Genomic DNA, 24,081 nt, shown 5'->3' with positions numbered 1-24,081 from the left:
GGGCCTTTCGCTCAGTGTGCGCTCGGGGATTCGCACGTCGGCGAAATCGACATGCCACCTACGGTGCCGTTGTAAACCCCTCTGAGGGTTTTGAGTCGATTTTGGTCGCTCGTACAGCGGAGTCCCGGTTCGTGCGATAGAGCCATTCCGGTGAATGGTTTCCGTCGGGTAATGTCTGGCGCCATGAATACGGGGAGTAGCGGGGCGGACGAGACCGTCGGCGCGCAGGCGCAGAGGGACGACGAGCACGAGGTTCTGGGGACGACCGTGACCGAGGAGGGGCTCGGTTCCAAGGCCCCTGAGTTCATCAAGGCGCGCAGGGCGCTGCACCTGAGCTGGCAGGTCGGCATCTTCATCGTCGGCCTGGTGGTCGTCGTGGCCGGCATCATCATGCTGCCGCTGCCGGGGCCCGGCTGGGTCGTGATCTTCGGTGGCATGGCGATCTGGGCGACCGAGTTCGTCTGGGCCCAGCTGGTACTTCGCTGGACGAAGCGCAAGGTCACCGAGGCGGCGCAGCGTGCGCTCGACCCGAAGGTGCGCCGACGCAACATCATCCTGACGAGCATCGGCCTGGTGATCGTCGGCGTGCTGCTCGGCATCTACCTGTGGAAGTTCGGCTTCACGATGCCGTGGAAGATCGACGAGTGAGCCGCTGACCGCGGGGGTGGTTCGGGACGCCCCTGACGTGCGGTAAGGTTCTTCCTGCGCCCGGGCGATTAGCTCAGTGGGAGAGCGCTTCGTTCACACCGAAGAGGTCACTGGTTCGAACCCAGTATCGCCCACCCGGACAAGAAGTCCGCGAGATTCCGAATCTCGCGGACTTCTTGGTTTTTGTGGGGAGTTGAGCGGCCGTCCGCTGTTTTCCGGCGGAATTGCTCGCTCATGCTGCATACGGCCGTCAATCAGTGCATACGGCCGACCAGTTCGCGAAGTCGGCGGGCGTTGCGCAGGCGTTGTTCGTATGTCGCGCCGAGCGCCAGGAGCAGCATTCCGGCCGCGGCGGGCGGCAGCCAGCGGGGGAGTGCGCCGACCACCTGCACCACGTACGGGGCGAGTTCGTGCACGGCGACCAGGGCCAGTGTGGTGCCGCCGAGTGCGAGGGGTGCCTGGAGGCGGTGGCGGGCGCCGAGCAGTGTGACGAGCAGCGCGGCCGAGCCGAGCAGGAGCGGACGCAGCCAGTGCGGGTCGCCCCAGGCCGCGGCGAGGCTGGGCAGCAGGGTCACGGCGAGGCCCGGGCCGTAGGCGGCCCAGGACGAGGCCTCGGGGTCGCGGCGGCGCCGCAGGAAACCGATCGCGAGCGCCAGCACCGTCACGGGGAGCGTGTACGCCTCGGGGGTGGTGATGCCCGAGGCCGCCAGCCGCACCCAAGTGGCCAGCAGGAACAGGGCGCCTGCCGTGTACGCGGCCGCCGGGCGGCGGTCCGCGCGCAAGGCCGTGCCCGACGCGATCGCCCCGGCCAGCGCGAGTGCGAGCGACAGAGCGGGGGTGTCGGTGGCCGCGAGCGTGAGGGCGACCAGCGCCGCCGCGGCGCCCGCGAGTTCGACGGGGAGCGCATACGTGTGGGCGCGCAGGTGGGCGCCGAGAAGTGCGGTGACGGCGGGGACCGTCAGGAGGGCGAACGCGGTCTGGTGGGCGGGGAGTTCGAGAGCGGAGGGGGCGGCCACCGCGATACCGGCCGCGGCGCCGACGGCGGTGACGGCGAGCACCGACCGGCGGGCGCCGGACGGGTGGAGGGCCGTGGCGGCGATCGTCAGGGCCAGGAGGGTGCCGAGGGCGAGGAAGGTGGTGGGTTCGGCTGCCAGGGCGAGCAGGGACGCGGTGAGGGCGGAGGTGAAGAAGCAGGCCAGGGTCGTGACCGCGAGTGGTCGGGAGGGGCGCGTGCTGCGGGCCGTCGCCACGGACGTCGCGAGCGCGAGCGTCGCCAGGGCCAGGTGGGCCGCCGATTCGACGGCGTGGTCGAGGCTCAGGGCCAGCGGTACGACGGTGAGGGCGGCCCACGCGAAGGCGGCAGCGGCGACCCCGGCCGGGGTGCGCCAGGGGCGTCCGTCCCCCAGCCGGTGCGCGACTGCGAGCACACCCGCGAGGAGCAGCAGGGCCGTCACGACCGCCAGGCCGTCCGCGCCGGGCACCGACGCGCGGTCGGTCGCTCCCGCCCAGACGCCCGCCAGCTGCTCGACCGGGCCGAGGACCGCGGTGCCGAGCGCGGGCAGCGTCCAGAGGAAGGCCAGGGCGAGGACCGCGGCGGACGTGCCGGCCACGCCCAGCCGGACCGGTCGCGGCAGCCGGCTGCGTACGAGCGTCAGGAGCGCCGCGGCGCACAGGAGTTGGGCGACCACGGTCCAGTCGCCCGGCAGCGTGGTCCGCAGGACGCCGACGGTCGCGAGCAGGACGGCCAGCGCGCCGATGGCCGCCGTGGCGGTGGCGAGGCCGGAGTGCCGGATGCGCCAGGCCGCGATCGAGGCGAGCGCGGCCGCGCAGGCGAGATGGGCTGCCGCCTCGATCGCCTCGGAGGGAGTGCTAGCGGCGAAGGCCAGGCCGGCTGCCGTGAGCAGCCCGCATACGCCGGTCGCGGCGGCGCCCGCCGCAGCCGTCACCCGGGCCGGTGCACGCGTGATCAGGAGCGCGGCCGAGGTGGACGCGGCGGACGTGGCGAGGAAGGCGGCGCTCAGCAGATGTGGGCCGCCTTCGGAGGCCGCCCACCAGAACAGCAGCGGGAGTTGGGCCGTCGCGATGCCGGCCGGTGCGGGCACGTGCAGCCTGGGCAGGATCAGGCCGTAGCCCGTCCAGAGCGCGGCGAGGACCGCCGAGGCGGCGGCCGCGTAGCCGAGTGGGTCCGTGTCCGGCAGCGCGGCGGTGTGCAGGGCGTACGCGTCCAGGACCGTCAGGAGCAGGCCGACGCACGCGATCGCCTCGGCCGTGGCGGACAGGCCGCGGCGCAGCAGGACGGCCGGGAGAGCCAGTGCGCCGAGCGTGATCGCGGCGAGCACCGCACTGCGGCCGCCGATGCCCAGCGCACCCCAGCTGACCACCGTGAAGGCGATCGCGCCGATGGCGAGCAGGATGCCGCCGAGCGTGAGGAGCACGTTCTGCACGCCGGAAGGTGCCGTCTCGCGAGCAGGCGCAGAGGGAGCGGGCGTACGCGGGGCCCAGCCCTGCCAACCCGGCGGCGTGGCCGCTGCCGAGGGCTGCTGCACCACGCCGACCAGCCAGGCTCTGCGGGTCAGCAACTGGGCGCGGCGGGCGTCCAGTCGGGCGAGTTCGTGGTCGAGGAGGCGCAGTTCCTCGGCCGGCGGCGGAATGCTCGTCATACGACGGAGTGTGGTCCGCGGCACACCGCGGCGGATGCGCTCAGGTACTCATCTCCCGTACTCACCTCCCCCTGAGTACGCCCCGGCGTGACACTGGGGGCATGGACTGGAGCCACTACTGCTTCCGGAGCGTCTGGGATCTGCCGGCCACGCCGGAGGCGGTGTTCGCGGTGCTCGAGGCGGTGGAGTCGTATCCCTCCTGGTGGCGGGAGATCCGCGAGACGGTCCGGCACGACGAGGACACCGGGGTCGTACGGATCAGGTCCTTCCTGCCGTACGAGCTGCTCGTCACCGTGCGCTCGACACGCCGTGACCCGGCGGCGGGCGTGCTCGAAGTGGCCGCGAGCGGGGACCTGCGCGGGTGGGCCCGGTGGACCGTGGGCTCGCACGACGGCGGTACGCGTGCCGTCTACGAGCAAGAGGTGGACGTCGAGCGTGGGCTGATGCGGACCTTCGCCGTGCCGGGGCGGCCGGTGTTCCTGCTGAACCACGCGCTGATGATGCGCAGCGGGAGGCGGGGGCTGGCCGGTTATCTGCAGGCGGGGTGAGCAACGAGTTTGAACCTCACCCGCTCCGACCTGTATGGTTCAGTGCGTTCCCGGGCGATTAGCTCAGTGGGAGAGCGCTTCGTTCACACCGAAGAGGTCACTGGTTCGAACCCAGTATCGCCCACCGGGAGAAGGCCGGTCCGTCGATGACGGACCGGCCTTCTGCATGTCCGGGATCCGCTCGCGCGGCGGGCTCAGGCCGCGGCCGGCATCTCCGGGCGGAGGGGCCAGGCCGGGTCCACCGCCTCGTGGGTGCCCGTGCGGGCGAACCAGGCTTGCAGGCCGCGGGCCTGGGCCGCGTGCCAGACCGCCTGGAGCGAGTGCAGCTCGGCCGGGTTGAGGCGTTCGAGGCGGGCCGCGAAGCGGCGGCCGATCTGGCGGATGACGTCCAGCGAGGCCCGGGCGTCGGCCGCGGCGTCGTGCGCTCCCGTCAGCTCCACGCCGTAGTGCTCGCACAGGTCGGTCAGGGTACGGCGGCCCTTGCGGTAGCGGTCGAGGTGCTTGTCGAGGACGCGCGGGTCGAGCACGCACAGCGGGTGGTTCTGCAGGTAGCGGCCCAGCGAGGACGCGCGGTGGCGGCGCAGCTCGCGGTCGAGCAGCGTGAGGTCGAACGGTGCGTTCATGACCACCAACGGGCGTCCGGAGGCGGTGAGTTCGGCGAGTTCGCGGGCTATCTCCTCCATGACGGGGGAGGGCCAGCGGCCGTTGCGCTGCAGATGCTCGTCGGTCAGGCCGTGGACTTCCGTCGCGCCCGCGGGCACCGGTATGCCCGGGTTGACCAGCCAGCGGGTCGACCGCACCCGTGCGCCCGCGGAGTCCTGGACCACGATCGCGGCGGACACGATCCGGTCGTTCTCCACGTCCACGCCGGTGGTCTCGGTGTCGAAGGCGGCCAGGGGTCCCTCGTACCAGCACGTCATAGTGATGCAACTCCCTGTTCACTCCTGGCAGATGATGCGCTACCCCTGCCCCGACCTGGTGATGCCCGGACCGTTTGCGGCGTATGCCGACCGGTCACAACACAAGTGACGGAAACGGGAGTTGACCGTCCGTCGCGGGAGAATCCTCACTTTTCGATCACATGGCCCGGCCATATGCCCGACACGGAAGGCGCGTTGACCATGGCGCTCGCGCAGCCCGAACGAGGTGGGCTGCTGCCCGAGCGGACTGCACCGCTGCGCGGCACCCTCGCCACCACCGCCTGCATGGAGACCCTCCAGGTGGGCTATCTGCATGCCGTGGCGGCCGCCGCGGGGTGCTCGCTGTCGCAGCCCTTCCCGGACAACGGGATCGACTGGCACGTCAGCCACAGCGCCCCCGGGCACGCGATCGACGACGAGGTCACCATCAAGGTGCAGCTCAAGGCCACGTACCAGATCGCGCCCAACCCCCCTGGCACCGCCTTCTCGTTCACGCTCGACAACGAGCACCTGGCGAAGCTGGCCCGCACTCCCGTGTCGGTGCACAAGATCCTGGTGGTGATGCTCGTGCCGCGCTCCCAGGACGACTGGCTCAGAGCGAGCCACGACCGGCTCGACCTGCGGCACTGCTGCTACTGGGTCAACCTGGCCGGCCACCGGATCACCGGCCGGCGCCGGACCACCGTACGCATACCGACCTCACGGATATTCGACGACCGGGCGCTCTGCGAGATCATGACGCGGGTCGGGACGGGAGGCAGACCATGACGTCTCGCAAGCCTTCGGGGCCGCACCGTCCGGCCGATGAACCGCTGCGGCCGCACCCGGTCGAGGGGTTCGAACCCGCTGCCGGGGCTACGCGGGTAGACCCTGCTGTGCTCGGTGAGTTGCTGGACCGGCACGGCTGGCGGCGGCGCGGTGGCGCGGCGGGGCGCTATGCGCGCTGGACCCCGCCCGGCGGCTCCTCCGGTACGAGCCTGCTCGTGCCCGAGAGCCGGGCCTTCCCCGACAGCGAGGACCTGCTCGACGAGGCGCTGCTCGCGCTCTCGCGCAGCGCCGCGCCCTCCGCGCGCGACGTCCTGGTGGCGCTCGCGCTGCCCAGCGACGAGATCCGCTGGTCGCGCGATGTGCCGCCGGGGCCCGCGGGCACCGCGCCCTGGGTGGTGGAGGAGCAACTGCGCGGCGCGGCAAGGAAGATGCTCATCGCCGGTGCGCTCGCCGTGCGCGGCCGCGCCGGCTACTACGGCGCGCGCCACCGGCGCCCGGCCGCGGCCTCGCTGGAGAACCTGCTGGTGGGACCGGCGCCCGGCGGCCGTGAGCTGGCCGCGTTCGTGCCGGTGGAGAGTGGACGCCCCCTCGTCGTACGCCTGCACCACGCGCTGTACGCGACCAGGGAGGCCATCGACTACCAGCGGGCCACGGGCGGCATGGAGGCCTTCGACACCGCGGTCGAGGCGGGCGTCAGCCAGGAGCTGACCGAGGCGGTCGTCGCGCTGGTGCGCGGCACCGAGGGCGCGCGGGTCGCCTTCGCCTGGGCGCCCGCGGCCGGCGTGCCGGAGGGGTGCGCGCCGCGGCCCGAGCCGGTGGAGTTCTCGCCAGGTGATCTCGCGGTGCTGCGGGAGGCGGGTGAGCGCTTCCGGCACGAGGAGCCCGCCCTTCCCGTACGGATCACGGGGACGGTGGTCCGGATGCGCCGGAGCGGGCCGCGCGGGACGGGCACGGTGCGGCTCAGGGTGCTGGCGGGCGCGGACGTGCCGCATGTGCGGCTCTCGCTGGACGAGGAGGCGTACCGGATCGCGGGCAGCGCGCATCTGGTCGGGCTGCCGATCCGGGTCAGCGGTCGGCTCGAGAGCAGGGGCGGGTTCCGGCGGCTGACCGGCGCCGCGCATGTGGTGCCGGTACAGGTGGACGAGGCGGTACGGGACCGGATGATGAAGTCGCTCCAGGAGAACCTCGACTTCTTCGAGGAGGCGTGCAGCGGGGAGGACGGGGACTGAGCGGACAGCGCCGAGGCGGCGGGGCCGGTGCTGGTGAGGTGTGGTCGACCGGTGCTGATGGGGTGCGGTTAACCGTTTCGCGATCGGTGGGGTCGGCTCGGTACGATTCCCCCTGCGTGGCCATTCGTACGGCGACGCGACCCCTTCAGCTAGGAGAGACCAGTGTCTGACGTCCGTGTGATCATCCAACGCGATTCCGAGCGGGAAGAGCGCGTGGTGACCACGGGCACCACGGCGGCGGAGCTCTTCGCCGGCGAGCGCACCATCGTCGCCGCCCGTGTCGCGGGTGAGCTGAAGGACCTCGCGTACGAGCTCGCCGACGGCGACGAGGTCGAGGGTGTCGAGATCTCCTCCGAGGACGGGCTCAACATCCTGCGCCACTCCACCGCGCACGTCATGGCGCAGGCCGTGCAGGAGCTGTTCCCCGAGGCGAAGCTGGGCATCGGCCCGCCCATCAAGGACGGCTTCTACTACGACTTCGACGTCAAGGAGCCCTTCACCCCCGAGGACCTCAAGCGCATCGAGAAGAAGATGCAGGAGATCCAGAAGCGGGGCCAGCGCTTCTCGCGCCGGGTCACCACCGACGAGGACGCGCGCGTCGAGCTCGCCGACGAGCCGTACAAGCTGGAGCTCATCGGCCTCAAGGGCAATGCCGCGCAGGCCGCTGACGGCGCGGACGCCGAGGTGGGCGCCGGCGAGCTGACCATCTACGACAACCTGGACGCCAAGACCGGTGACCTGTGCTGGAAGGACCTCTGCCGCGGTCCCCACCTGCCGACCACCCGTGTCATCCCCGCGTTCAAGCTGATGCGCTCGGCCGCCGCGTACTGGCGCGGCAGCGAGAAGAACCCGCAGCTCCAGCGCATCTACGGCACCGCCTGGCCCTCGAAGGACGAGCTCAAGGGCTACCTGGAGTTCCTCGCCGAGGCCGAGAAGCGCGACCACCGCAAGCTCGGCGCCGAGCTCGACCTGTTCTCCTTCCCGGAGGAGCTTGGCCCCGGCCTCGCGGTCTTCCACCCCAAGGGCGGTGTGATCCGCAAGGTCATGGAGGACTACTCGCGCAAGGCGCACGAGACCTCCGGCTACGAGTTCGTGAACACCCCGCACATCTCGAAGGAGAAGCTCTTCGAGATCTCGGGTCACCTGCCGCACTACTCGGAGGGCATGTTCCCGCCCATCGAGTTCGACGAGCAGAACTACCGCCTCAAGGCGATGAACTGCCCGATGCACAACCTGATCTTCAAGTCCCGCGGGCGTTCCTACCGTGAACTGCCGCTGCGGCTCTTCGAGTTCGGCACCGTGTACCGGTACGAGAAGTCGGGCGTCGTGCACGGCCTGACCCGCTCGCGCGGCTTCACCCAGGACGACTCGCACATCTACTGCACCAAGGAGCAGATGCCGCAGGAGCTCGACACGCTCCTGACCTTCGTGCTCGACCTGCTGCGGGACTACGGTCTTAACGAGTTCGAGTTGGAGCTGTCCACCCGCGACGACTCCGACAAGTTCATCGGCAGCGACGAGGACTGGGCCGAGGCCACCGAGGCGCTGCGCCTCGCGGCCGAGAAGCAGAACCTTCCGCTGGTGCCCGACCCGGGCGGCGCCGCGTACTACGGGCCGAAGATCTCCGTGCAGGCCAAGGACGCGATCGGCCGGTCCTGGCAGATGTCCACCATCCAGGTCGACTTCAACCAGCCCAAGCGGTTCAACCTGGAGTACACCGCGGCGGACGGCTCGCGTCAGCAGCCCGTGATGATCCACCGCGCGCTGTTCGGCTCGATCGAGCGGTTCTTCGGTGTGCTCCTGGAGCACTACGCGGGTGCGTTCCCGGCGTGGCTCGCGCCCGTGCAGGCCGTCGGCATCCCGATCGGTGACGCGCACGTGGAGTACCTCCAGGAGTTCGCGGCCAAGGCCCGTGCGCAGGGTCTGCGGGTCGAGGTGGACTCGTCCTCGGACCGTATGCAGAAGAAGATCCGCAACCAGCAGAAGGCCAAGGTGCCCTTCATGGTCATCGCGGGCGACGAGGACATGAACGCCGGTTCGGTGTCCTTCCGCTACCGCGACGGCTCGCAGGAGAACGGCATCCCGGTCGACGAGGCCATCGCGAAGATCGTGAAGGTGGTCGAGGAGCGGGCGCAGGTCTGAGCAGCGGCACTATCTGTTTCGTACGAGGTCCCGGACGAGCTGTCCGGGGCCTCGTGCCGTTGTGAGGGGTTCAGTGGCCGCGAGTCAGGCGCTCAGTGCCGGCCGCGAGTCAGGAGCTCAGTGCCTGCCGCGCTGCTCGCGCTTGTCGCCCTCCAGCGTGAACACCTGGATCAGCCAGGACGAGAACGAACCGGTGACCGCACCGAGCAGCCCGAGCCCGCAGGCCATCAGGCCGATCGCGACGAGGCGGCCCACGAAGGTGACCGGGGCCAGATCGCCGTAGCCCACGGTGGAGAGCGTCGTGCAGGTCCACCACACCGCGTCGCCGAAGGTACGGATGTTCGCGCCAGGGGCCGCGTGTTCGTGCTGGTAGACGGCGAGCGCGCCGGAGAAGCCGAGCAGTACGGCGGACAGGCCCGCGTACACCATCACGCGCGCGTACAGGGTCAGGCGCGGTTCTCCGTGCCGCATCTGCACGGCCTCGTAGAGCCGGACCACCCGCAGCGGACGCAGCAGGGGCAGAAGCAGCACGAGGGTGTCGAGGCCGTGCGTGCGGACGTACTTCAGGCCGAGCCCGCTCATGCGCCAGCGCACCGCGTAGTCCACCGCGAACAGCGCCCACGTGGCGAGCGCGACCACCACGCACACGTCGCGCCAGGGCTGGGGCAGGCCGTGCGCGAGCACCCGGGTCGCATACGCGCCGAGGAACAGCAGCGAGGCGACGGCGAGCGGGATCTCGGTGCGCTGCCGCCAGCGCTCCTCGTGGCTCTGGTCTTCCATCCGGCCAGCTTCTCCGGAGCCGTCGGCGGACGGGCCCCGGCGACACGCTCCGAACGGGCGAAGCCATATGCTGCACAGCATGACGAGTGAGCCGGAGCAGCAGATCGGAGTGGGGACCAAGGACGCGTTCCAGCGCCTGTGGACGCCCCATCGGATGGCGTATATCCAGGGCGAGAACAAGCCCACCGGTCCCGGGGCCGAGGACGGCTGTCCCTTCTGCACGATTCCGGGCAAGGCCGACGAGGACGGACTCGTCGTGGCGCGCGGCGAGCACGTGTACGCGGTGCTCAACCTGTACCCGTACAACGGCGGCCACCTCATGGTGGTGCCCTACCGCCACGTCGCCGACTACACCGAGCTCACCGCTCCGGAGACGGCCGAGCTCGGTGAGCTCACCAAGCAGGCGATGACCGCGCTGCGTACGGCGTCCGGGGCCCACGGGTTCAACATCGGGATGAACCAGGGGACCGTGGCCGGCGCGGGCATCGCGGCCCATCTGCACCAGCACATCGTGCCGCGCTGGGGTGGCGACACCAACTTCATGCCGGTGGTCGGGCACACCAAGATCCTGCCGCAACTGCTCGCCGACACACGGAAGATGCTGGCGGAGGCCTGGTCGGTCGACTGAGCTCTGATGCTTCGGGGCCCGGGTGCGCGACCGCACCCGGGCCTTCGTCTGTGCTCGATGCTGTGAACGACCGCGTGGTCGGATGCCGTGAACGGCAGGGTGGTCGGGCGCCTTGAGCGACCGAGCTCCCCGGTGCCGTGAACGCCCCAGGGCGCGGGCGCCGGTGCGCCCACGCGCTCAGGCGTCGTACACGTCCGCCTTCCGCGGGGTCGGGTCCTGGACCAGGCCGCTGATGATGAGCGAGCGGTTGTCCCAGCGCTCCGTGTCCACGCCGTTGTCCTCAAGGACCTTCAGCGCCGCGCGGTGCACCACGCGCAGCACCGGGGTGGCGGTGCGCAGCGCGTCGTCCGCCATGAAACGGTGCCGCCACGGCTTGTCGGCCCAGGCGTGCCGCAGTCCGAAGGGCTCGGGGAGCACCAGCTTGCCGCCGAGGAAGTCCAGGATCGGCGGATACCAGGTGAACGGGGCGCGGACCGCGATGCGCACCACGTCCGTGGCGCTCACCAGGGGCTGCGTGACCTCCTTGACCTCCCAGAAGCGGATGGTCTTCGGGACTTCCTTGACCTTGGGCTTCGGCTTGGTGGTGAACAGGGCGTGCACCGGGCCCAGGGCATGGCCGGTGACCTCGATGCGCAGGGTCTGGTGGAGCACCGTCACCGTGATCAGCATCGTGATCACCAACTGGCCGTCCCAGAGCCGGAACTGCACGCCCAGGTAGTGGCGGTCACCGCTGCTGAACTGCTGCTCGTTACAGATCCGCTGTATCTCGTGGCCCTTGATCTGGTACGCCTCGACGTCCGTGCCCTTGGGGCGGGCGACCTCCGTCGCATTCTCCCCGACGGGCGTGACGATCCAGTGGCGTATCGAGGGAGTGGGGAACCCGCCCGTGTGCAGGGGGCCGCGCTCCAGGAGCCGGAGCTGGTCGTGCACCGCGCGGATGACGTCCCAGCTGCGGAACGGGTGGATCTCCGCGTCCGGATCGCGGGGCGTCAGCTCCTCGGCGAGCTGCCAGCTGCCCCAGCGCGTGCCCATGCCGAGGATGCCCTTGGGCCCCGCGTAGAACACCGAGTTGGACTGCTGCTCTGCGGTGAGGCGGGCCAGGCCCTGGCGCAGGCGCTCGGCCGCCGTCTCGTTGGGGTTGGTGGGCACGGCCTCCGGGATCTTCGCACCGATGCCGCCGCCGGCCAGCAGGCTCTCCCAGCGCAGCCGCAGGTCCTTGGCCGTGCGCTCGCATATCTGCTTGGCGAGCAGCCAGCCGATCACCGGGGCCACGATCATCGCGCGCAGGTAGAGGCCGGCCAGGCCGGTGAACGGCAGCCGGATCAGGAACAGCAGCATCAGACCGCCGCCGGCCACGAGGACCGCGGTGGACAGGGCCTGCGCGCGCTTGTCCTTCTGGTCGCCGATCCACTTCTTGGCCTGGAAGATGAACAGCCAGATGAGCATGCCCGGCAGGAACAGGACCCCGAACACGCCCATCACCACGGTGAGTTTGCTGTCCCGCTGCTTGCGGATCCGGGTGGCGGCCAGGCAGTGCTCGACCACGGCCTGCGGCTCGGTGCCGAAGGACTGGATCAGCGGCTTGCGGGCGCCGCCGAGCATCCGGACCTGAACGGCCCGTGAGAAGGCCTCACCCAGGTCCGGCTTGAAGAGCGACAACTTGCCCTTCTTTATCTCGGACTTGTGCCACTCGCTGTTCGCCTTGAGTATCTCGTCGACCTCGGTGTCCCGGTACGCGGCCGATGCCAGGGCATGCGTCGCCGCCGTCTCGCCCGCGGCGCCCGAAAGAGGCACCTGGGCACCGGGCCTGAAATCGAAGGCCGAATCGTCGCCTGCCACTGCCGCCCCCCATCACCGCATCGTTGCCCCTGCGGCCTTCCCGACTTCCGTCTCCGGCACACCTCTTGACGCGCCGTCAGGCACGCTGCCCGCGGCCGGGTGTGCAGATCATCAATGTATCCGGGCGCCGCGACCGGCGCTCCTGCCTGTGGAAAACCTGCGGTCCTGGCCTTCCGGTTGTCCACAGGCACAGGGCGGCGGGCCGACGCCACCGCCCGCACCGAGAGGGGACGGCGCGGGCGGTGGCACAGGGCGGACGGCCCGGCCCGTCAGCTCGAACTCGCCGCCTCCTCCCGCACCTTGGCGGCCTGCTGCGGCGGCATCGGCTCATGCCGGGCATAGCGGCGGCTGAAGCGCCCGGTGCCGTGCGAGAGCGAGCGCAGATCCACCGCGTACCGCCCGATCTCGATCTCGGGCACCTCGGCCCGTACGAGCGTGCGCCCGCCCGGCGACTGCTCGGTGCCGACCACGCGCCCGCGCCGGCTGGACAGATCGCTCATGACGGCGCCCACATAGTCGTCAGCGACCAGGACCTGGATCTCGCTGACCGGCTCCAGGAGATGGATCTGGCAGCTGCCGGCCGCCTCGCGCAGCGCGAGCGCGCCCGCCGTCTGGAAGGCGGCGTCGGAGGAGTCCACCGAGTGCGCCTTGCCGTCGAGCAGCGTCACGCGCACGTCCACCAGCGGATACCCGAGCGCGACCCCGCGCGTGGCCTGGGCCCGTACCCCCTTCTCCACGGACGGGATGAACTGCCGCGGCACCGCACCGCCCACGACCTTGTCCACGAACTCGATCCCCGCGCCGCCCGGCAGCGGCTCCACCTCGATCTCGCAGATCGCGAACTGCCCGTGCCCGCCGGACTGCTTCACATGCCGTCCGCGCGCGGCCGCCTTGCCCGCGAAGGTCTCGCGCAGGGACACCTTGTGCGGCACGACGTCCACCTGCACGCCGAAGCGGTTGCGCAGCCGCTCGAGGGCCACGTCCGCGTGCGCCTCGCCGAGGCACCACAGGACGACCTGGTGGGTGTCCTGGTTCTGCTCCAGGCGCATCGTCGGGTCCTCGGCGACCAGCCGCGCGAGCCCTTGCGAGAGCTTGTCCTCGTCCGGCTTGCTGTGCGCCTGGATGGCCAGCGGAAGCAGCGGGTCCGGCATGGTCCACGGCTCCATCAGGAGCGGCTCGTCCTTGTGCGAGAGGGTGTCGCCGGTCTCGGCCCGGCTCAGCTTGGCCACGCAGGCCAGGTCTCCCGCGATGGCCTTGTCGAGGGCGCGCTGCTGCTTGCCGAACGGGGAGGACAGGGCGCCGATCCGCTCGTCCACGTCGTGGTCCTCGTGTCCGCGGTCGGCGAGCCCGTGGCCCGACACATGCACGGTCTCGTCCGGACGCAGGGTCCCGGAGAAGACCCGTACGAGAGAAATCCGTCCCACATACGGGTCCGAGGAGGTCTTCACCACCTCGGCGACCAGCGGTCCCTCCGGGTCGCACGCGGCCACCTCGCGCGGGGCCCCCTCCGGTGTGGTCACCTCGGGCGCCGGGCGCTCCAGGGGAGTGGGGAAGCCGCCCGTGATCAGTTCGAGGAGCTCCACCGTGCCCAGGCCCTGCTTCGAGCCCTCTGCCGCGGGCGCCGCCGCGAGCACCGGGTGGAAGATGCCGCGTGCCACCGCGGTCTCCAGATCACCCACGAGGGTCTTGAAGTCCAGCTCCTCGCCGCCCAGATAGCGGTCCATGAGGGACTCGTCCTCGCTCTCGGCGATGATCCCCTCGATGAGCCGGTTACGGGCCTCGTCGATGAGCGGTAACTCCTCCCCGGAGGGCGGGCGCTCCTTGCGCTCGCCGGAGGAGTAGTCGAAGACCTTCTGCGAGAGCAGCCCGATCAGCCCGTGCACGGGTGCGTGTCCGTCCGCTCCCGGCTCCCCGTGCAGCGGCAGGTAGAGCGGCAGTACGGCGTCGGGGTCGTCGCGGCCGAAGGTCTCGGCGCAGGCCTGCGTCATCTGCTCGAAGTCGGCCCGGGCCGCTTCGAGATGCGTGATCACGATGGCGCGCGGCATGCCCACGGCCGCGCACTCGTCCCACACCATCCGGGTCGCGCCGGAGATGCCCTCGGTGCCCTCGGCCGCCGAGACAACGAAAAGGGCCGCGTCCGCTGCTCGCAGACCGGCCCGCAGTTCCCCGACGAAATCCGCGTATCCGGGGGTGTCGAGGAGGTTGATCTTGATCCCGCCCCATTCGACGGGGACGAGGGACAGCTGGACCGAGCGTTGCTGACGGTGCTCGATCTCGTCGTAGTCGGAGACCGTGCCGCCGTCCTCCACACGGCCCGCCCGGTTCACCGCCCCCGTCGTCAGCGCGAGGGCCTCCACCAGAGTCGTCTTGCCCGAGCCGCTGTGGCCGACCAGCACCACATTCCGTACGGACGCGGGGTGGTCGGCCGTCAAAGCCCTGCCGGCGGCCCCAGGGTGTGCGTTCGCCTTGTCGCCCATGCCTTGCCTCCCGGTTTCTTGCACGGTGAGGAGTGGGCGCGGACACGCGGAAACCGCGTGCAGGTCAGGCTCGAACCAGGCCGGCGGCTTCGGCGACGCCCGCGGTTCTTCGAGCTTTCCACTCAGGACATGGTGCGTCCATACGTTGTACGGGATCGCCCGGCTGCGCGCCCGGCAGGGGCTCCGCGGGTGGACCCGAGGGCTCCGTGACTACGATGGGCCAGCCGGTGGTCGCAGGGGCCGCGCGGCCCGCCACCCCCCTTGGGAAGAGGCTCGAAGGCCATGCTGAACAAGTACGCGCGTGCGTTCTTCACGCGTGTTCTCACGCCGTTCGCCGCGTTTCTGCTCCGCCGAGGGGTCAGCCCCGACGCGGTCACCCTGATCGGAACGGCCGGCGTGGTGGCGGGAGCGCTGTACTTCTTCCCGCGCGGGGAGTTCTTCTGGGGCACCATCGTCATCACCTTGTTCGTGTTCTCGGACCTGGTGGACGGGAACATGGCGCGCCAGGCCGGCATCTCCAGCCGCTGGGGCGCCTTCCTCGACTCGACGCTCGACCGGGTCGCCGACGGGGCGATCTTCGGCGGCTTCGCGCTCTGGTACGCGGGGAAGGGCGACGACAACATCCTGTGCGCGGTCGCGATCTTCTGTCTGGCGAGCGGACAGGTCGTCTCGTACACGAAGGCGCGCGGTGAATCGATCGGCCTGCCCGTCGCGGTGAACGGCCTGATCGAGCGCGCCGAGCGCCTGGTGATCTCGCTGGTCGCCGCCGGCCTCGCGGGCCTTCACAAGTTCGGTGTGCCCGGCATCGACGTGCTGCTGCCGATCGCGCTGTGGATCGTTGCCGTCGGCAGCCTGGTCACGCTCGGACAGCGGGTCGTGACCGTGCGCCGGGAGTCGGCGGAGGCGGACGCCGCGGCGGCCGAGGAGAAGAACGGGCGGGCCGTCCAGGAGAACGGGACGGCGGGCCAGGGGAGCGAGAGCGCGGCACGGGGCAGTGAGGCGGCCTCATGAGTGGATCCGACAGCGGTACGACGGGTGGGGCGGGCAAGCCGGGGATGACGAAGCAGAACAAGCCGGACGCGGGGAACGGGACGAAGCGGGGCACGGCCGAGAAGGCCGGTGCGGCCAAACCCAGCACGGCCGAGAGACTCACGGACGCGCTCTACGGGCTGGGCTGGGGCACGGTCAAGAAGCTCCCCGAGCCCGTCGCCGTGCGCCTGGGCCGGACGATCGCGGACCTCGCCTGGAAGAAGCGCGGCAAGGGCGTCCAGCGGCTCGAGGCCAACTACGCCCGTGTCGTGCCGGACGCGAGCCCGGAGCGCCTCGCCCAGCTGTCCAAGGCGGGCATGCGCTCGTACATGCGCTACTGGATGGAGTCCTTCCGGCTGCCCGCCTGGTCCAAGGACCGCATCCGCAACGGCTTCGAGTGCAAGGACCTGCACTACCTCACCGACGGCCTCGCCTCCGACCGCGGAGTGATCCTCGCCCTGCCGCACCTCGCGAACTGGGACCTCGCCGGCGCCTGGGTGACCACGAAGCTGGAGACCCCGTTCACCACCGTGCAGGAGCGGCTCAAGCCCGAGTCGCTCTACGACCGGTTCGTGGCGTACCGCGGCAGCCTCGGCATGGAGGTCCTGCCGCACACGGGCGGGGCCGCGTTCGGCACGCTCGCGCGCCGGCTGCGTGCGGGCGGTCTCGTCTGCCTGGTCGCCGACCGCGACCTGTCCGCGTCCGGCGTCGAGGTGAAGTTCTTCGGCGAGACCGCCCGGATGCCGGCCGGACCGGCGATGCTCGCCCAGCAGACCGGCGCCCTGCTCCTGCCCGTGACGCTCTGGTACGACGACACGAACGTGATGAAGGGGCGGGTCCACGCACCCGTCGAGGTCCCCGAGACAGGTACCCGGGCCGAGAAGACGTCCTCGATGACGCAGGCCCTGGCGGACGCCTTCGCCACGGGAATCGCCGACCACCCGGAGGACTGGCACATGCTGCAGCGGCTGTGGCTCGCCGATCTCGACCCCGCGAAGGCCCCCGGGCCCGAGGGTCCGGACAAGGGGACGCCGTGAAGATCGGCATCGTCTGCCCGTACTCCTGGGACGTGCCGGGCGGCGTCCAGTTCCACATCCGCGACCTCGCCGAGCACCTCATCGGGCTCGGCCACGAGGTGTCCGTCCTGGCTCCGGCCGACGACGACACCCCGCTGCCGCCGTACGTGGTCTCGGCCGGCCGCGCCGTCCCCGTGCCGTACAACGGCTCGGTCGCCCGGCTGAGCTTCGGCTTCCTGTCGGCGGCGCGCGTACGGCGCTGGCTGCACGACGGCACCTTCGACGTGATCCACATCCACGAGCCGGCCTCGCCCTCGCTCGGGCTGCTGACCTGCTGGGCCGCGCAGGGCCCGATCGTGGCGACGTTCCACACCTCGACCGCGCGGTCGAGGGCCATGGTCGCGGCGTACCCGATCCTTCAGCACGCCCTCGAGAAGATCAGCGCACGGATCGCCGTGAGCGAGTATGCGCGGCGCACGCTGGTCGAGCACCTGGGCGGCGACGCGGTGGTCATCCCCAACGGGGTCGACGTGGACTTCTTCGCGCGGGCCGAGCCAAAGGCGGAGTGGCAGGGGAACACGCTCGGCTTCATCGGCCGGATCGACGAGCCCCGCAAGGGACTTCCCGTCCTGATGAAGGCGCTGCCGAAGATCCTCGCCGAGCGTCCCGACACCCGGCTGCTCGTCGCGGGCCGCGGCGACGAGGAGGAGGCGGTGGCCTCGCTGCCCGCCGAGATGCGCGCGCGGGTGGAGTTCCTCGGCATGGTCAGCGACGAGGACAAGGCGCGGCTGCTGCGCAGCGTCGACGTGTACGTGGCGCCCAACACCGGCGGCGAGAGCTTCGGCATCATCCTGGTCGAGGCCATGTCCGCGGGCGCGCCCGTGCTCGCCTCCGACCTGGACGCCTTCGCGCAGGTACTCGACCAGGGGGCCGCGGGCGAGCTGTTCACCAACGAGAGCGCCGACGACCTGGCCCAGGCGGCGCTGCGGCTGCTCGGCGACGCCGACCGGCGGGCCGAGCTCAGCGCGCGGGGCAGCGCGCACGTCCGCCGCTTCGACTGGTCGACGGTCGGCGCGGACATCCTCGCGGTGTACGAGACGGTGACGGACGGCGCGGCCTCCGTCGCCACCGACGAGCGGTCGAGCGGGCTGCGGGCCCGGTTCGCGCGGGCGCGCGACTAGCTTCCGGGACCTGGTGCGGAAGGTGTAACGGGCCCGTGGGGAGCTGCGGCAGCTCCCCACGGGCCCGTATCCGTCGCGCGGGTAGTTTGTCCCGGGCGCTCGGCCTGCGTCACATGTGGCTTCCGCCGTCGATGCGTACCTCGGTGCCGGTGATGAAGTAGCCGTCGTGCGAGGCCAGCATCGCCACCACTGCGGCGACCGCGTCGGGGCCCGCGAAGTTGAACGGGCTCGTGCCCACCTGGAGCATCGGCGCGGTCTTCTGGAACAGCGCCATGTCCGCGTCCTCGGGCAGCCCGGGACCCACGGACTGCTTGGCCTGGCCGCTGCCGTCCGTCATGCCGGAGGAGATCGAACCGGGCTGCACCGAGGTGAAGCGGACGCCCTGCTTGCTGAACTCCATGGCGAGGGCGTGCGTCATGGACTGGATGCCGCCCTTGGACGCCGCGTAGGCCGCCATGTAGGGGTGCGCGAAATTCTGCGCCGTCGAGGAGAAGTTGACGACGGCCGGCTCGTCTCCCTCCAGCAGCGCGGGGAGCGACTCGCGGATCATCAGGAACGTGCCGACGAGGTTGACCTGGATCACCTGGTTGAAGTCGGCGAGGGTCACGTCCTGCGTGTGGCCGGAGCGCAGGATGCCCGCCGCGTTGACCAGGACGTCGAGGCCGCCGAGCGCCGCGGTCGCCTCGGCCACGCCCGCCTTCACGGACTCCTCGTCCGCGATGTTCACGAGGACCTTGGTCAGGCGTGCGGCGTTCTCGCCGGCCTTGGCCTCGGTGTCCGCGAGGCCGGCCTCGCTCACGTCCGCGGCGACGACGCTGCCGCCCTCCGCGAGCAGGCGCAGCACGGTGGCCTGGCCGATGCCGGAGCCGCCGCCGGTGACGAGGGCACGGCGTCCTTCGTAGCGGTTCAAGATCTTCGTGGTGCTCATGGCGTGCATCCGTTCCCTGTGTGCGGGCCTGCGGAGAGCGGCCCGCTGTTGTTGCTTCACTTGCACGGTACGCCTAAGTGGCACGTTTTGCCACCAGGTCGTTTCGTGCCATCAAGGGCCGGTCTCGACTACGCTTTCGTCCCGTGAACGCTCAGCACCGCACCCTCACCGAGCGCCGCAAGGCCGCGACCCAGCTGGACATCGCGCGGGCGGCGGTGGAGCTGTTCACCGAGCGCGGGCCGGACGGCACCACCGCGGAGGACATCGCCCAGCGTGCCGGGGTCGCGCTGCGCACCTTCTACCGGTACTTCCGCAGCAAGCAGGACGCCGTCGGGCCGCTCCTCGCGGCCGGCGGCGACCACTGGCGCGAGCTGCTCGCGGCGACGGCCGAGGGGACACCGCTGCGGCGGGCCTTGGAGGAGGCGGCCGTCGCGTCCCTTTCGGAGCCGGGGGAGGAGGCGCGGGAGGGCCTGGAGCGCACGCGCACATTGCTGCGCGCGGCCGCGGAGGACGCCGCGCTGCGGGCCGTCTGGTACCGGGTCAACCAGGAGTCGGAGGAGAAGCTCGTGCCCGTGGTGGCCCGCCTCGCGGGCGCCGGCTCGGACCCGCTCGAGCACCGGGTCGTCGCGGCCGCAGCCACGGACGCGATCCGGATCGCCCTGGAGGTGTGGGCAGGGACGGACGCCGGGACGTCCGGGCCGGGGTCGCCCTCGGACCTGGTGGTGCGCTGCCTGCGGACGCGCGACCGTTCCTGAGGCCGCTTCAGGCCGTCCTGAGGCCGCCCATCGAGCGCCCGGCCGCCTTCGCCGGCCGGGTCAGCTGCCCAACGCCACGCCCGTAGCCGCTACTTCGGCGTCAGGAGCGGCCACACCTCGGCGTGCGCCTGCTCGCCCCACACCGGGTCCCCGTGCCCGTACCCGGGCACGACCTGGAAGGTCACATGCCGGTTCCCGCCCCGGCGGATCAGCTCGGCGCCGAGCGGGAAGTCCCCCCGGCCGAGCTCCATGTTGACCCAGACCACCTCCGCCCGGATCCGCTCCCAGGCGATGCGGTACGTGGCCTCGTCGCCGGCCCAGATCGCGCACAGGTCCCGCAGGAGCGCGTGCGCGATGAGGCCGCTGCCCAGGCTCGCGGTGGCCTCGCCCCACACCGGCAGCGGACTGTGGGCCAGGGTGAACCGGTCCTCCGCCGGGGTCGCGCCGAAGGTGTACGTGCCCGCGGCGTGACCTTGGCGGTAGATCCAATTGGCCGGTCCCGGCAGGGTGTTGGTCCGGATCAGGGCGTAGTGCGCGAGGCCCGCGTGCGTGAAGCGCGTCGCCGGGTCGACCGGGCGCGGCACCGGGCTCGTGCCGCCCGGGTCGGACAGCGCGCGGGCCAGGATGCCCTTGAGACCGGGGTCGTTGGCGTACGCGCCCTGCTCGATGAGCGCCCGGTACGCGTCCCGGGCCTGCGCGGCCCGCAGTGCCGGCTCGCCCTCGTACGGACCCGTCGTGTCGAGGGCGACGACCCGCTCGAGCCGCCGTCCCCGGCCCCCGCCGCCCATCGTGCCCGCGAGATCCAGGGCGAGCGCCGCCCCCGCCGAGTGGCCGATGAGCTGGTACGGGAGCCGGAGCGCGGCGTCGACGGCGCCGATCACGCGGAGGGCGTCCGCCCGGTGCGCCGCCAGACCGCGGTCGGCCGAGACCTCCGCGGCCGTCGAGAGGTCCTCGCGGGGCGTGACACCCACGACGAGATGGCCGAGGCGGCGCAGATGGTGCGCGAGATTGCGGTCGCGCGGGGTGAAGAACCCGGCCAGGAAGTTCAGGCCGCCGCCCGGCAGCAGATACGCCACCGACCGGGGCGGCTGCGCGGTGTCGGCGACGACGTCCACGGCGTACGGCACTCCGCCGTCCTCGATCAGGAAGCGGGTGTGCGTCCAGCCGATGCCGCGGTCGAGCAGGGTCGGCGAGGCGTCCAGCGCGCCGCCCAGCTCGCGGATCACCGCTGCCGACCGGTCGTCCGTCACGGCGGCCGGCACCGCCGCAGCGGCCGTCGCGTGCGCGGCTCCGGCGCCCGCGGCCTGCGCGCTCCCGGCCTCCGCCGCCTGCGCCCCGCCCGCACCCACCGCCGACGAAGCCAGCCCCGCCGCCCCCGCGGCGAGCACCTGCCTTCTGTCCATGGAACCCCCCTCGTCGGCCGGGCCGCGGACGTGAAGGAACGACCGTCCGGTCCCGGTAGCCTTTCCGCCCGTGACCGTAACCCTGATCTGGATCGCCGTCGCCCTGTTCGCCATCGGCTTGTACCTGAGCTGGACCGCCGGGCGGCTCGACCGGCTGCACGCACGGATCGACGCGGCGCGGGCGGCACTCGACGCCCAACTGCTGCGCCGGGCCTCGGTCGCCCAGGAACTGGCCACGTCCAATGTGCTCGACCCGGCCGCCTCGATCGTCCTGTACGAGGCCGCGCACGCCGCGCGCCAGGCCGAGGAGGACCAACGCGAAGTCGCCGAGAGCGAGTTGAGCCAGGCGCTGCGGGCGGTGTTCGCCGACGCCGACCAGGTCGAGGCCGTGCGTGAGGCGCCCGGCGGCGAGGAGGCGGCGGAGGAGCTGGCCCAGGCGGTCCGCAGGGTCCCGATGGCCCGGCGATTCCACAACGACGCCGTGCGCGCCGCCCGCGCGCTGCGCCGCCACCGCAAGGTCCGGCTGTTCCGGCTCGCGGGCCACGCGCCGTTCCCGATGGCCTTCGAGATGGACGACGAACCGCCGGCGGCACTGGCGGACCGGCCCGGGGCGTAGGGCCTGGCCGCCCTCACCTCACGCCTCTGACCAGGCAGTACGCCGATCTCGTACGGAAAAATGAGCCACCGGCTGTCCATTGGCCCTTGTTGTGGACTGGTCGAAGGAGTTGGCTCGGAGCCACAAGGTCTTCCTTCGCTTCAGTGAGGTCATCCGTGGCTAGCACCAACACCCCCGACAGCTCGGCCAACTCCGCCGCCCCCTCGACCGGCACCGCGCGCGTCAAGCGCGGCATGGCCGAGCAGCTCAAGGGCGGCGTCATCATGGACGTCGTCACGCCCGAGCAGGCGAAGATCGCCGAGGACGCGGGTGCCGTCGCGGTCATGGCCCTGGAGCGCGTGCCGGCCGACATCCGCAAGGACGGCGGCGTGGCCCGGATGTCCGACCCGGACATGATCGAGGGCATCATCGAGGCCGTCTCCATCCCCGTGATGGCCAAGTCCCGCATCGGCCACTTCGTCGAGGCCCAGATCCTGCAGTCCCTCGGTGTGGACTACATCGACGAGTCCGAGGTCCTGACCCCGGCCGACGAGGTCAACCACTCCGACAAGTGGGCGTTCACCACCCCGTTCGTCTGCGGCGCCACCAACCTGGGCGAGGCCCTGCGCCGTATCGCCGAGGGCGCGGCCATGATCCGCTCCAAGGGCGAGGCCGGCACCGGCAACGTCGTCGAGGCCGTCCGCCACATGCGCCAGATCAAGAACGAGATCGCCCGCCTGCGCGGCTACGACAACAACGAGCTGTACGCCGCCGCCAAGGAGCTGCGCGCCCCGTACGAGCTCGTCGAGGAGGTCGCCGAGCTCGGCAAGCTGCCGGTCGTGCTGTTCTCCGCCGGTGGCGTGGCCACCCCGGCCGACGCCGCTCTGATGCGCCAGCTCGGCGCCGAGGGCGTCTTCGTCGGCTCCGGCATCTTCAAGTCGGGCGACCCGGCCAAGCGTGCCGCCGCCATCGTGAAGGCCACCACCTTCTACGACGACCCGAAGATCATCGCCGACGCCTCCCGCAACCTGGGCGAGGCGATGGTCGGCATCAACTGCGACACCCTGCCCGAGACCGAGCGTTACGCGAACCGGGGCTGGTAATCCGCATGGCAGCCACTCCCGTGATCGGAGTGCTCGCACTCCAAGGCGATGTACGGGAGCACCTCGTCGCCCTGGCCGCGGCCGACGCCGTGGCCAGGCCGGTGCGGCGCCCCGAGGAGCTTGCCGAGGTCGACGCCCTGGTCATCCCCGGCGGCGAGTCCACCACCATCTCCAAACTGGCCGTGCTCTTCGGCCTGTTGGAGCCGCTGCGCGAGCGCGTGCGGGCCGGTATGCCGGTCTACGGCACGTGCGCGGGCCTGATCCTGCTCGCGGACAAGATCCTCGACCCGCGTTCGGGCCAGGAGACGGTCGGCGGGATCGACATGATCGTGCGCCGCAACGCGTTCGGACGGCAGAACGAGTCGTTCGAGGCGTCGGTGGACGTCCGGGGTCTCGGTCCGGTCGAGGGCGTCTTCATCCGCGCCCCATGGGTCGAGTCCGTGGGCGCCGAGGTCGAGGTGCTCGCCGAGCACGACGGCCACATCGTCGCCGTACGGCAGGGGAACGTGCTGGCCACGTCCTTCCACCCGGAGCTCACCGGCGACCATCGTGTGCACGGTCTCTTCGTCGACATGGTCAGGGCGAAGGCGGCCGCGGGATCCCGGTAGGATCTCTGTCGTTCGTACAGAGATTGGTTACGCGAAGGAGACAGGCAGATGTCCGGCCACTCTAAATGGGCCACGACGAAGCACAAGAAGGCCGTGATCGATGCCAAGCGCGGCAAGCTCTTCGCGAAGCTGATCAAGAACATCGAGGTCGCGGCCCGCATGGGCGGCGCCGACGTGGACGGCAACCCGACGCTCTACGACGCCATCCAGAAGGCGAAGAAGCAGTCGGTCCCGAACAAGAACATCGACTCCGCGGTCAAGCGCGGTGCCGGCCTCGAGGCCGGCGGCGCCAACTACGAGACGATCATGTACGAGGGCTACGGTCCCAACGGTGTCGCGGTGCTCATCGAGTGCCTCACCGACAACCGCAACCGTGCCGCGTCCGATGTCCGCGTCGCCATGACGCGCAACGGCGGCTCGATGGCCGACCCGGGCTCCGTCTCGTACCTGTTCAACCGCAAGGGCGTCGTGATCGTCCCCAAGGGCGAGCTGACCGAGGACGACGTCCTCGGTGCGGTGCTCGACGCGGGCGCCGAGGAGGTCAACGACCTCGGAGAGTCCTTCGAGGTCCTCTCCGAGGCCACCGACCTGGTCGCGGTGCGCACCGCGCTCCAGGAGGCCGGGATCGACTACGACTCGGCCGACGCCAACTTCGTCCCGACCATGCAGGTCGAGCTGGACGAGGAGGGTGCGCGCAAGATCTTCAAGCTGATCGACGCGCTGGAGGACAGCGACGACGTGCAGAACGTCTTCGCGAACTTCGACGTCTCCGACGAGATCATGGAGAAGGTCGACGCCTGATCCTGGCTTCGCCCGGGTGTGAG

21 protein-coding genes and 2 tRNA genes are annotated in these 24,081 nt (G+C 71.2%); 16 read left to right on the top strand and 7 right to left on the bottom strand.

The genetic code is table 11. The features are described from left to right. The first annotated feature begins 183 nt into the window (after positions 1-183). Entirely contained in the window at positions 184-648 is a 465-nt protein-coding gene (locus BLT97_RS10455) for a TIGR02611 family protein (RefSeq protein WP_093608541.1), read from the top strand. 62 nt (positions 649-710) lie between these two features. Beyond that, positions 711-782, top strand: a tRNA-Val gene (locus BLT97_RS10450). A gap of 120 nt (positions 783-902) precedes the next feature. On the opposite strand, the gene BLT97_RS10445 is transcribed toward BLT97_RS10450, so the two are convergent. Continuing rightward, positions 903-3,308, bottom strand: a complete 2,406-nt coding sequence (locus tag BLT97_RS10445; RefSeq protein ID WP_176953723.1) for an SCO7613 C-terminal domain-containing membrane protein — start codon at positions 3,306-3,308, stop codon at positions 903-905. Between the two features lie 101 nt (positions 3,309-3,409). On the opposite strand from BLT97_RS10445, the gene BLT97_RS10440 reads away from it, so the two are divergent. Together BLT97_RS10440 and BLT97_RS10435 are read left to right on the top strand one after the other, a co-directional pair. Next, the gene (locus tag BLT97_RS10440) at positions 3,410-3,856 is read left to right on the top strand and encodes an SRPBCC family protein (RefSeq protein ID WP_093608539.1); all 447 of its coding nucleotides are present in this window, start codon (positions 3,410-3,412) and stop codon (positions 3,854-3,856) included. A 52-nt stretch (positions 3,857-3,908) separates the two neighbouring features. After that, positions 3,909-3,980: transfer RNA gene (locus BLT97_RS10435), tRNA-Val, on the top strand. A gap of 70 nt (positions 3,981-4,050) precedes the next feature. Here BLT97_RS10435 and BLT97_RS10430 read toward each other — a convergent pair. After that, entirely contained in the window at positions 4,051-4,776 is a 726-nt protein-coding gene (locus BLT97_RS10430; RefSeq protein WP_093608538.1) for a 3'-5' exonuclease, read from the bottom strand. A 201-nt stretch (positions 4,777-4,977) separates the two neighbouring features. Here BLT97_RS10430 and BLT97_RS10425 point away from each other — a divergent pair, with 201 nt between their 5' ends. The 3 genes from BLT97_RS10425 to thrS all read left to right on the top strand — a co-directional run bounded on the left by BLT97_RS10425 (position 4,978) and on the right by thrS (position 8,915). Beyond that, positions 4,978-5,544 (top strand): DUF4365 domain-containing protein, encoded by a 567-nt coding sequence (locus tag BLT97_RS10425; RefSeq protein ID WP_093609028.1) that lies wholly within the window; start codon positions 4,978-4,980, stop codon positions 5,542-5,544. Further along, positions 5,541-6,773 (top strand): hypothetical protein, encoded by a 1,233-nt coding sequence (locus BLT97_RS10420; RefSeq protein WP_093608537.1) that lies wholly within the window; start codon positions 5,541-5,543, stop codon positions 6,771-6,773. Before BLT97_RS10425 ends, BLT97_RS10420 begins: the two co-directional genes overlap by 4 nt. Positions 6,774-6,935: 162 nt before the next feature. Further along, positions 6,936-8,915: a threonine--tRNA ligase gene (gene thrS, locus BLT97_RS10415; protein WP_093608536.1), complete on the top strand. Its 1,980-nt coding sequence runs from the start codon at positions 6,936-6,938 to the stop codon at positions 8,913-8,915. A 117-nt stretch (positions 8,916-9,032) separates the two neighbouring features. On the opposite strand, the gene BLT97_RS10410 is transcribed toward thrS, so the two are convergent. Further along, entirely contained in the window at positions 9,033-9,695 is a 663-nt protein-coding gene (locus tag BLT97_RS10410; protein ID WP_093608535.1) for a potassium channel family protein, read from the bottom strand. A 67-nt stretch (positions 9,696-9,762) separates the two neighbouring features. Between BLT97_RS10410 and BLT97_RS10405 the strand changes: the two genes are divergently transcribed. Further along, the gene (locus BLT97_RS10405; protein ID WP_093608534.1) at positions 9,763-10,323 is read left to right on the top strand and encodes an HIT family protein; all 561 of its coding nucleotides are present in this window, start codon (positions 9,763-9,765) and stop codon (positions 10,321-10,323) included. A 177-nt stretch (positions 10,324-10,500) separates the two neighbouring features. Here the strand turns inward: BLT97_RS10405 and BLT97_RS10400 are convergent, their stop codons facing one another. Both BLT97_RS10400 and BLT97_RS10395 read right to left on the bottom strand, forming a co-directional pair. After that, the gene (locus tag BLT97_RS10400; protein WP_093608533.1) at positions 10,501-12,162 is read right to left on the bottom strand and encodes a hypothetical protein; all 1,662 of its coding nucleotides are present in this window, start codon (positions 12,160-12,162) and stop codon (positions 10,501-10,503) included. Between the two features lie 269 nt (positions 12,163-12,431). Further along, entirely contained in the window at positions 12,432-14,639 is a 2,208-nt protein-coding gene (locus BLT97_RS10395; protein WP_093608532.1) for an elongation factor G-like protein EF-G2, read from the bottom strand. A 282-nt stretch (positions 14,640-14,921) separates the two neighbouring features. On the opposite strand from BLT97_RS10395, the gene pgsA reads away from it, so the two are divergent. The 3 genes from pgsA to BLT97_RS10380 are packed head-to-tail and all read left to right on the top strand — an operon-like array spanning position 14,922 to position 17,865. After that, on the top strand, positions 14,922-15,650 hold the full coding sequence (gene pgsA, locus BLT97_RS10390) for a phosphatidylinositol phosphate synthase (RefSeq protein WP_093608531.1): 729 nt from the start codon (positions 14,922-14,924) through the stop codon (positions 15,648-15,650). Then, positions 15,647-16,705 (top strand): phosphatidylinositol mannoside acyltransferase, encoded by a 1,059-nt coding sequence (locus BLT97_RS10385; RefSeq protein WP_245769245.1) that lies wholly within the window; start codon positions 15,647-15,649, stop codon positions 16,703-16,705. Before pgsA ends, BLT97_RS10385 begins: the two co-directional genes overlap by 4 nt. Further along, a complete protein-coding gene (locus tag BLT97_RS10380; protein ID WP_093608529.1) occupies positions 16,702-17,865 on the top strand; it encodes a glycosyltransferase family 4 protein in 1,164 nt (387 codons plus the stop codon). Before BLT97_RS10385 ends, BLT97_RS10380 begins: the two co-directional genes overlap by 4 nt. 109 nt (positions 17,866-17,974) lie before the next feature. On the opposite strand, the gene BLT97_RS10375 is transcribed toward BLT97_RS10380, so the two are convergent. Beyond that, positions 17,975-18,802, bottom strand: a complete 828-nt coding sequence (locus tag BLT97_RS10375; RefSeq protein WP_093608528.1) for an SDR family NAD(P)-dependent oxidoreductase — start codon at positions 18,800-18,802, stop codon at positions 17,975-17,977. A 134-nt stretch (positions 18,803-18,936) separates the two neighbouring features. On the opposite strand from BLT97_RS10375, the gene BLT97_RS10370 reads away from it, so the two are divergent. After that, positions 18,937-19,548 carry a TetR family transcriptional regulator gene (locus tag BLT97_RS10370; RefSeq protein WP_093608527.1) on the top strand — a complete coding sequence of 204 codons (612 nt, stop codon included), beginning with the start codon at positions 18,937-18,939 and terminating at the stop codon, positions 19,546-19,548. 89 nt (positions 19,549-19,637) lie between these two features. On the opposite strand, the gene BLT97_RS10365 is transcribed toward BLT97_RS10370, so the two are convergent. Next, positions 19,638-20,951 carry a thioesterase domain-containing protein gene (locus BLT97_RS10365; RefSeq protein WP_143041324.1) on the bottom strand — a complete coding sequence of 438 codons (1,314 nt, stop codon included), beginning with the start codon at positions 20,949-20,951 and terminating at the stop codon, positions 19,638-19,640. Positions 20,952-21,021: 70 nt separating this feature from the next. Between BLT97_RS10365 and BLT97_RS10360 the strand changes: the two genes are divergently transcribed. The 4 genes from BLT97_RS10360 (at position 21,022) to BLT97_RS10345 (ending at position 24,058) form a co-directional block, all read left to right on the top strand. Beyond that, on the top strand, positions 21,022-21,567 hold the full coding sequence (locus tag BLT97_RS10360; RefSeq protein ID WP_093608525.1) for a LemA family protein: 546 nt from the start codon (positions 21,022-21,024) through the stop codon (positions 21,565-21,567). A gap of 155 nt (positions 21,568-21,722) precedes the next feature. After that, positions 21,723-22,649, top strand: coding sequence for a pyridoxal 5'-phosphate synthase lyase subunit PdxS (gene pdxS, locus BLT97_RS10355; protein WP_093608524.1), 927 nt, complete (start codon positions 21,723-21,725; stop codon positions 22,647-22,649). Positions 22,650-22,654: 5 nt separating this feature from the next. Continuing rightward, the gene (pdxT, locus tag BLT97_RS10350) at positions 22,655-23,257 is read left to right on the top strand and encodes a pyridoxal 5'-phosphate synthase glutaminase subunit PdxT (protein WP_093608523.1); all 603 of its coding nucleotides are present in this window, start codon (positions 22,655-22,657) and stop codon (positions 23,255-23,257) included. 48 nt (positions 23,258-23,305) lie between these two features. Continuing rightward, entirely contained in the window at positions 23,306-24,058 is a 753-nt protein-coding gene (locus BLT97_RS10345) for a YebC/PmpR family DNA-binding transcriptional regulator (RefSeq protein WP_093608522.1), read from the top strand. Positions 24,059-24,081: the final 23 nt, after the last annotated feature.

The sequence above is a fragment of the Streptomyces indicus genome (assembly GCF_900100315.1).
In the GTDB taxonomy this organism is placed as follows: domain Bacteria; phylum Actinomycetota; class Actinomycetes; order Streptomycetales; family Streptomycetaceae; genus Streptomyces; species Streptomyces indicus.
The sequence above is the reverse complement of the archived record's forward strand: the minus strand, read 5'-3'. Positions and strand labels throughout refer to the sequence as shown.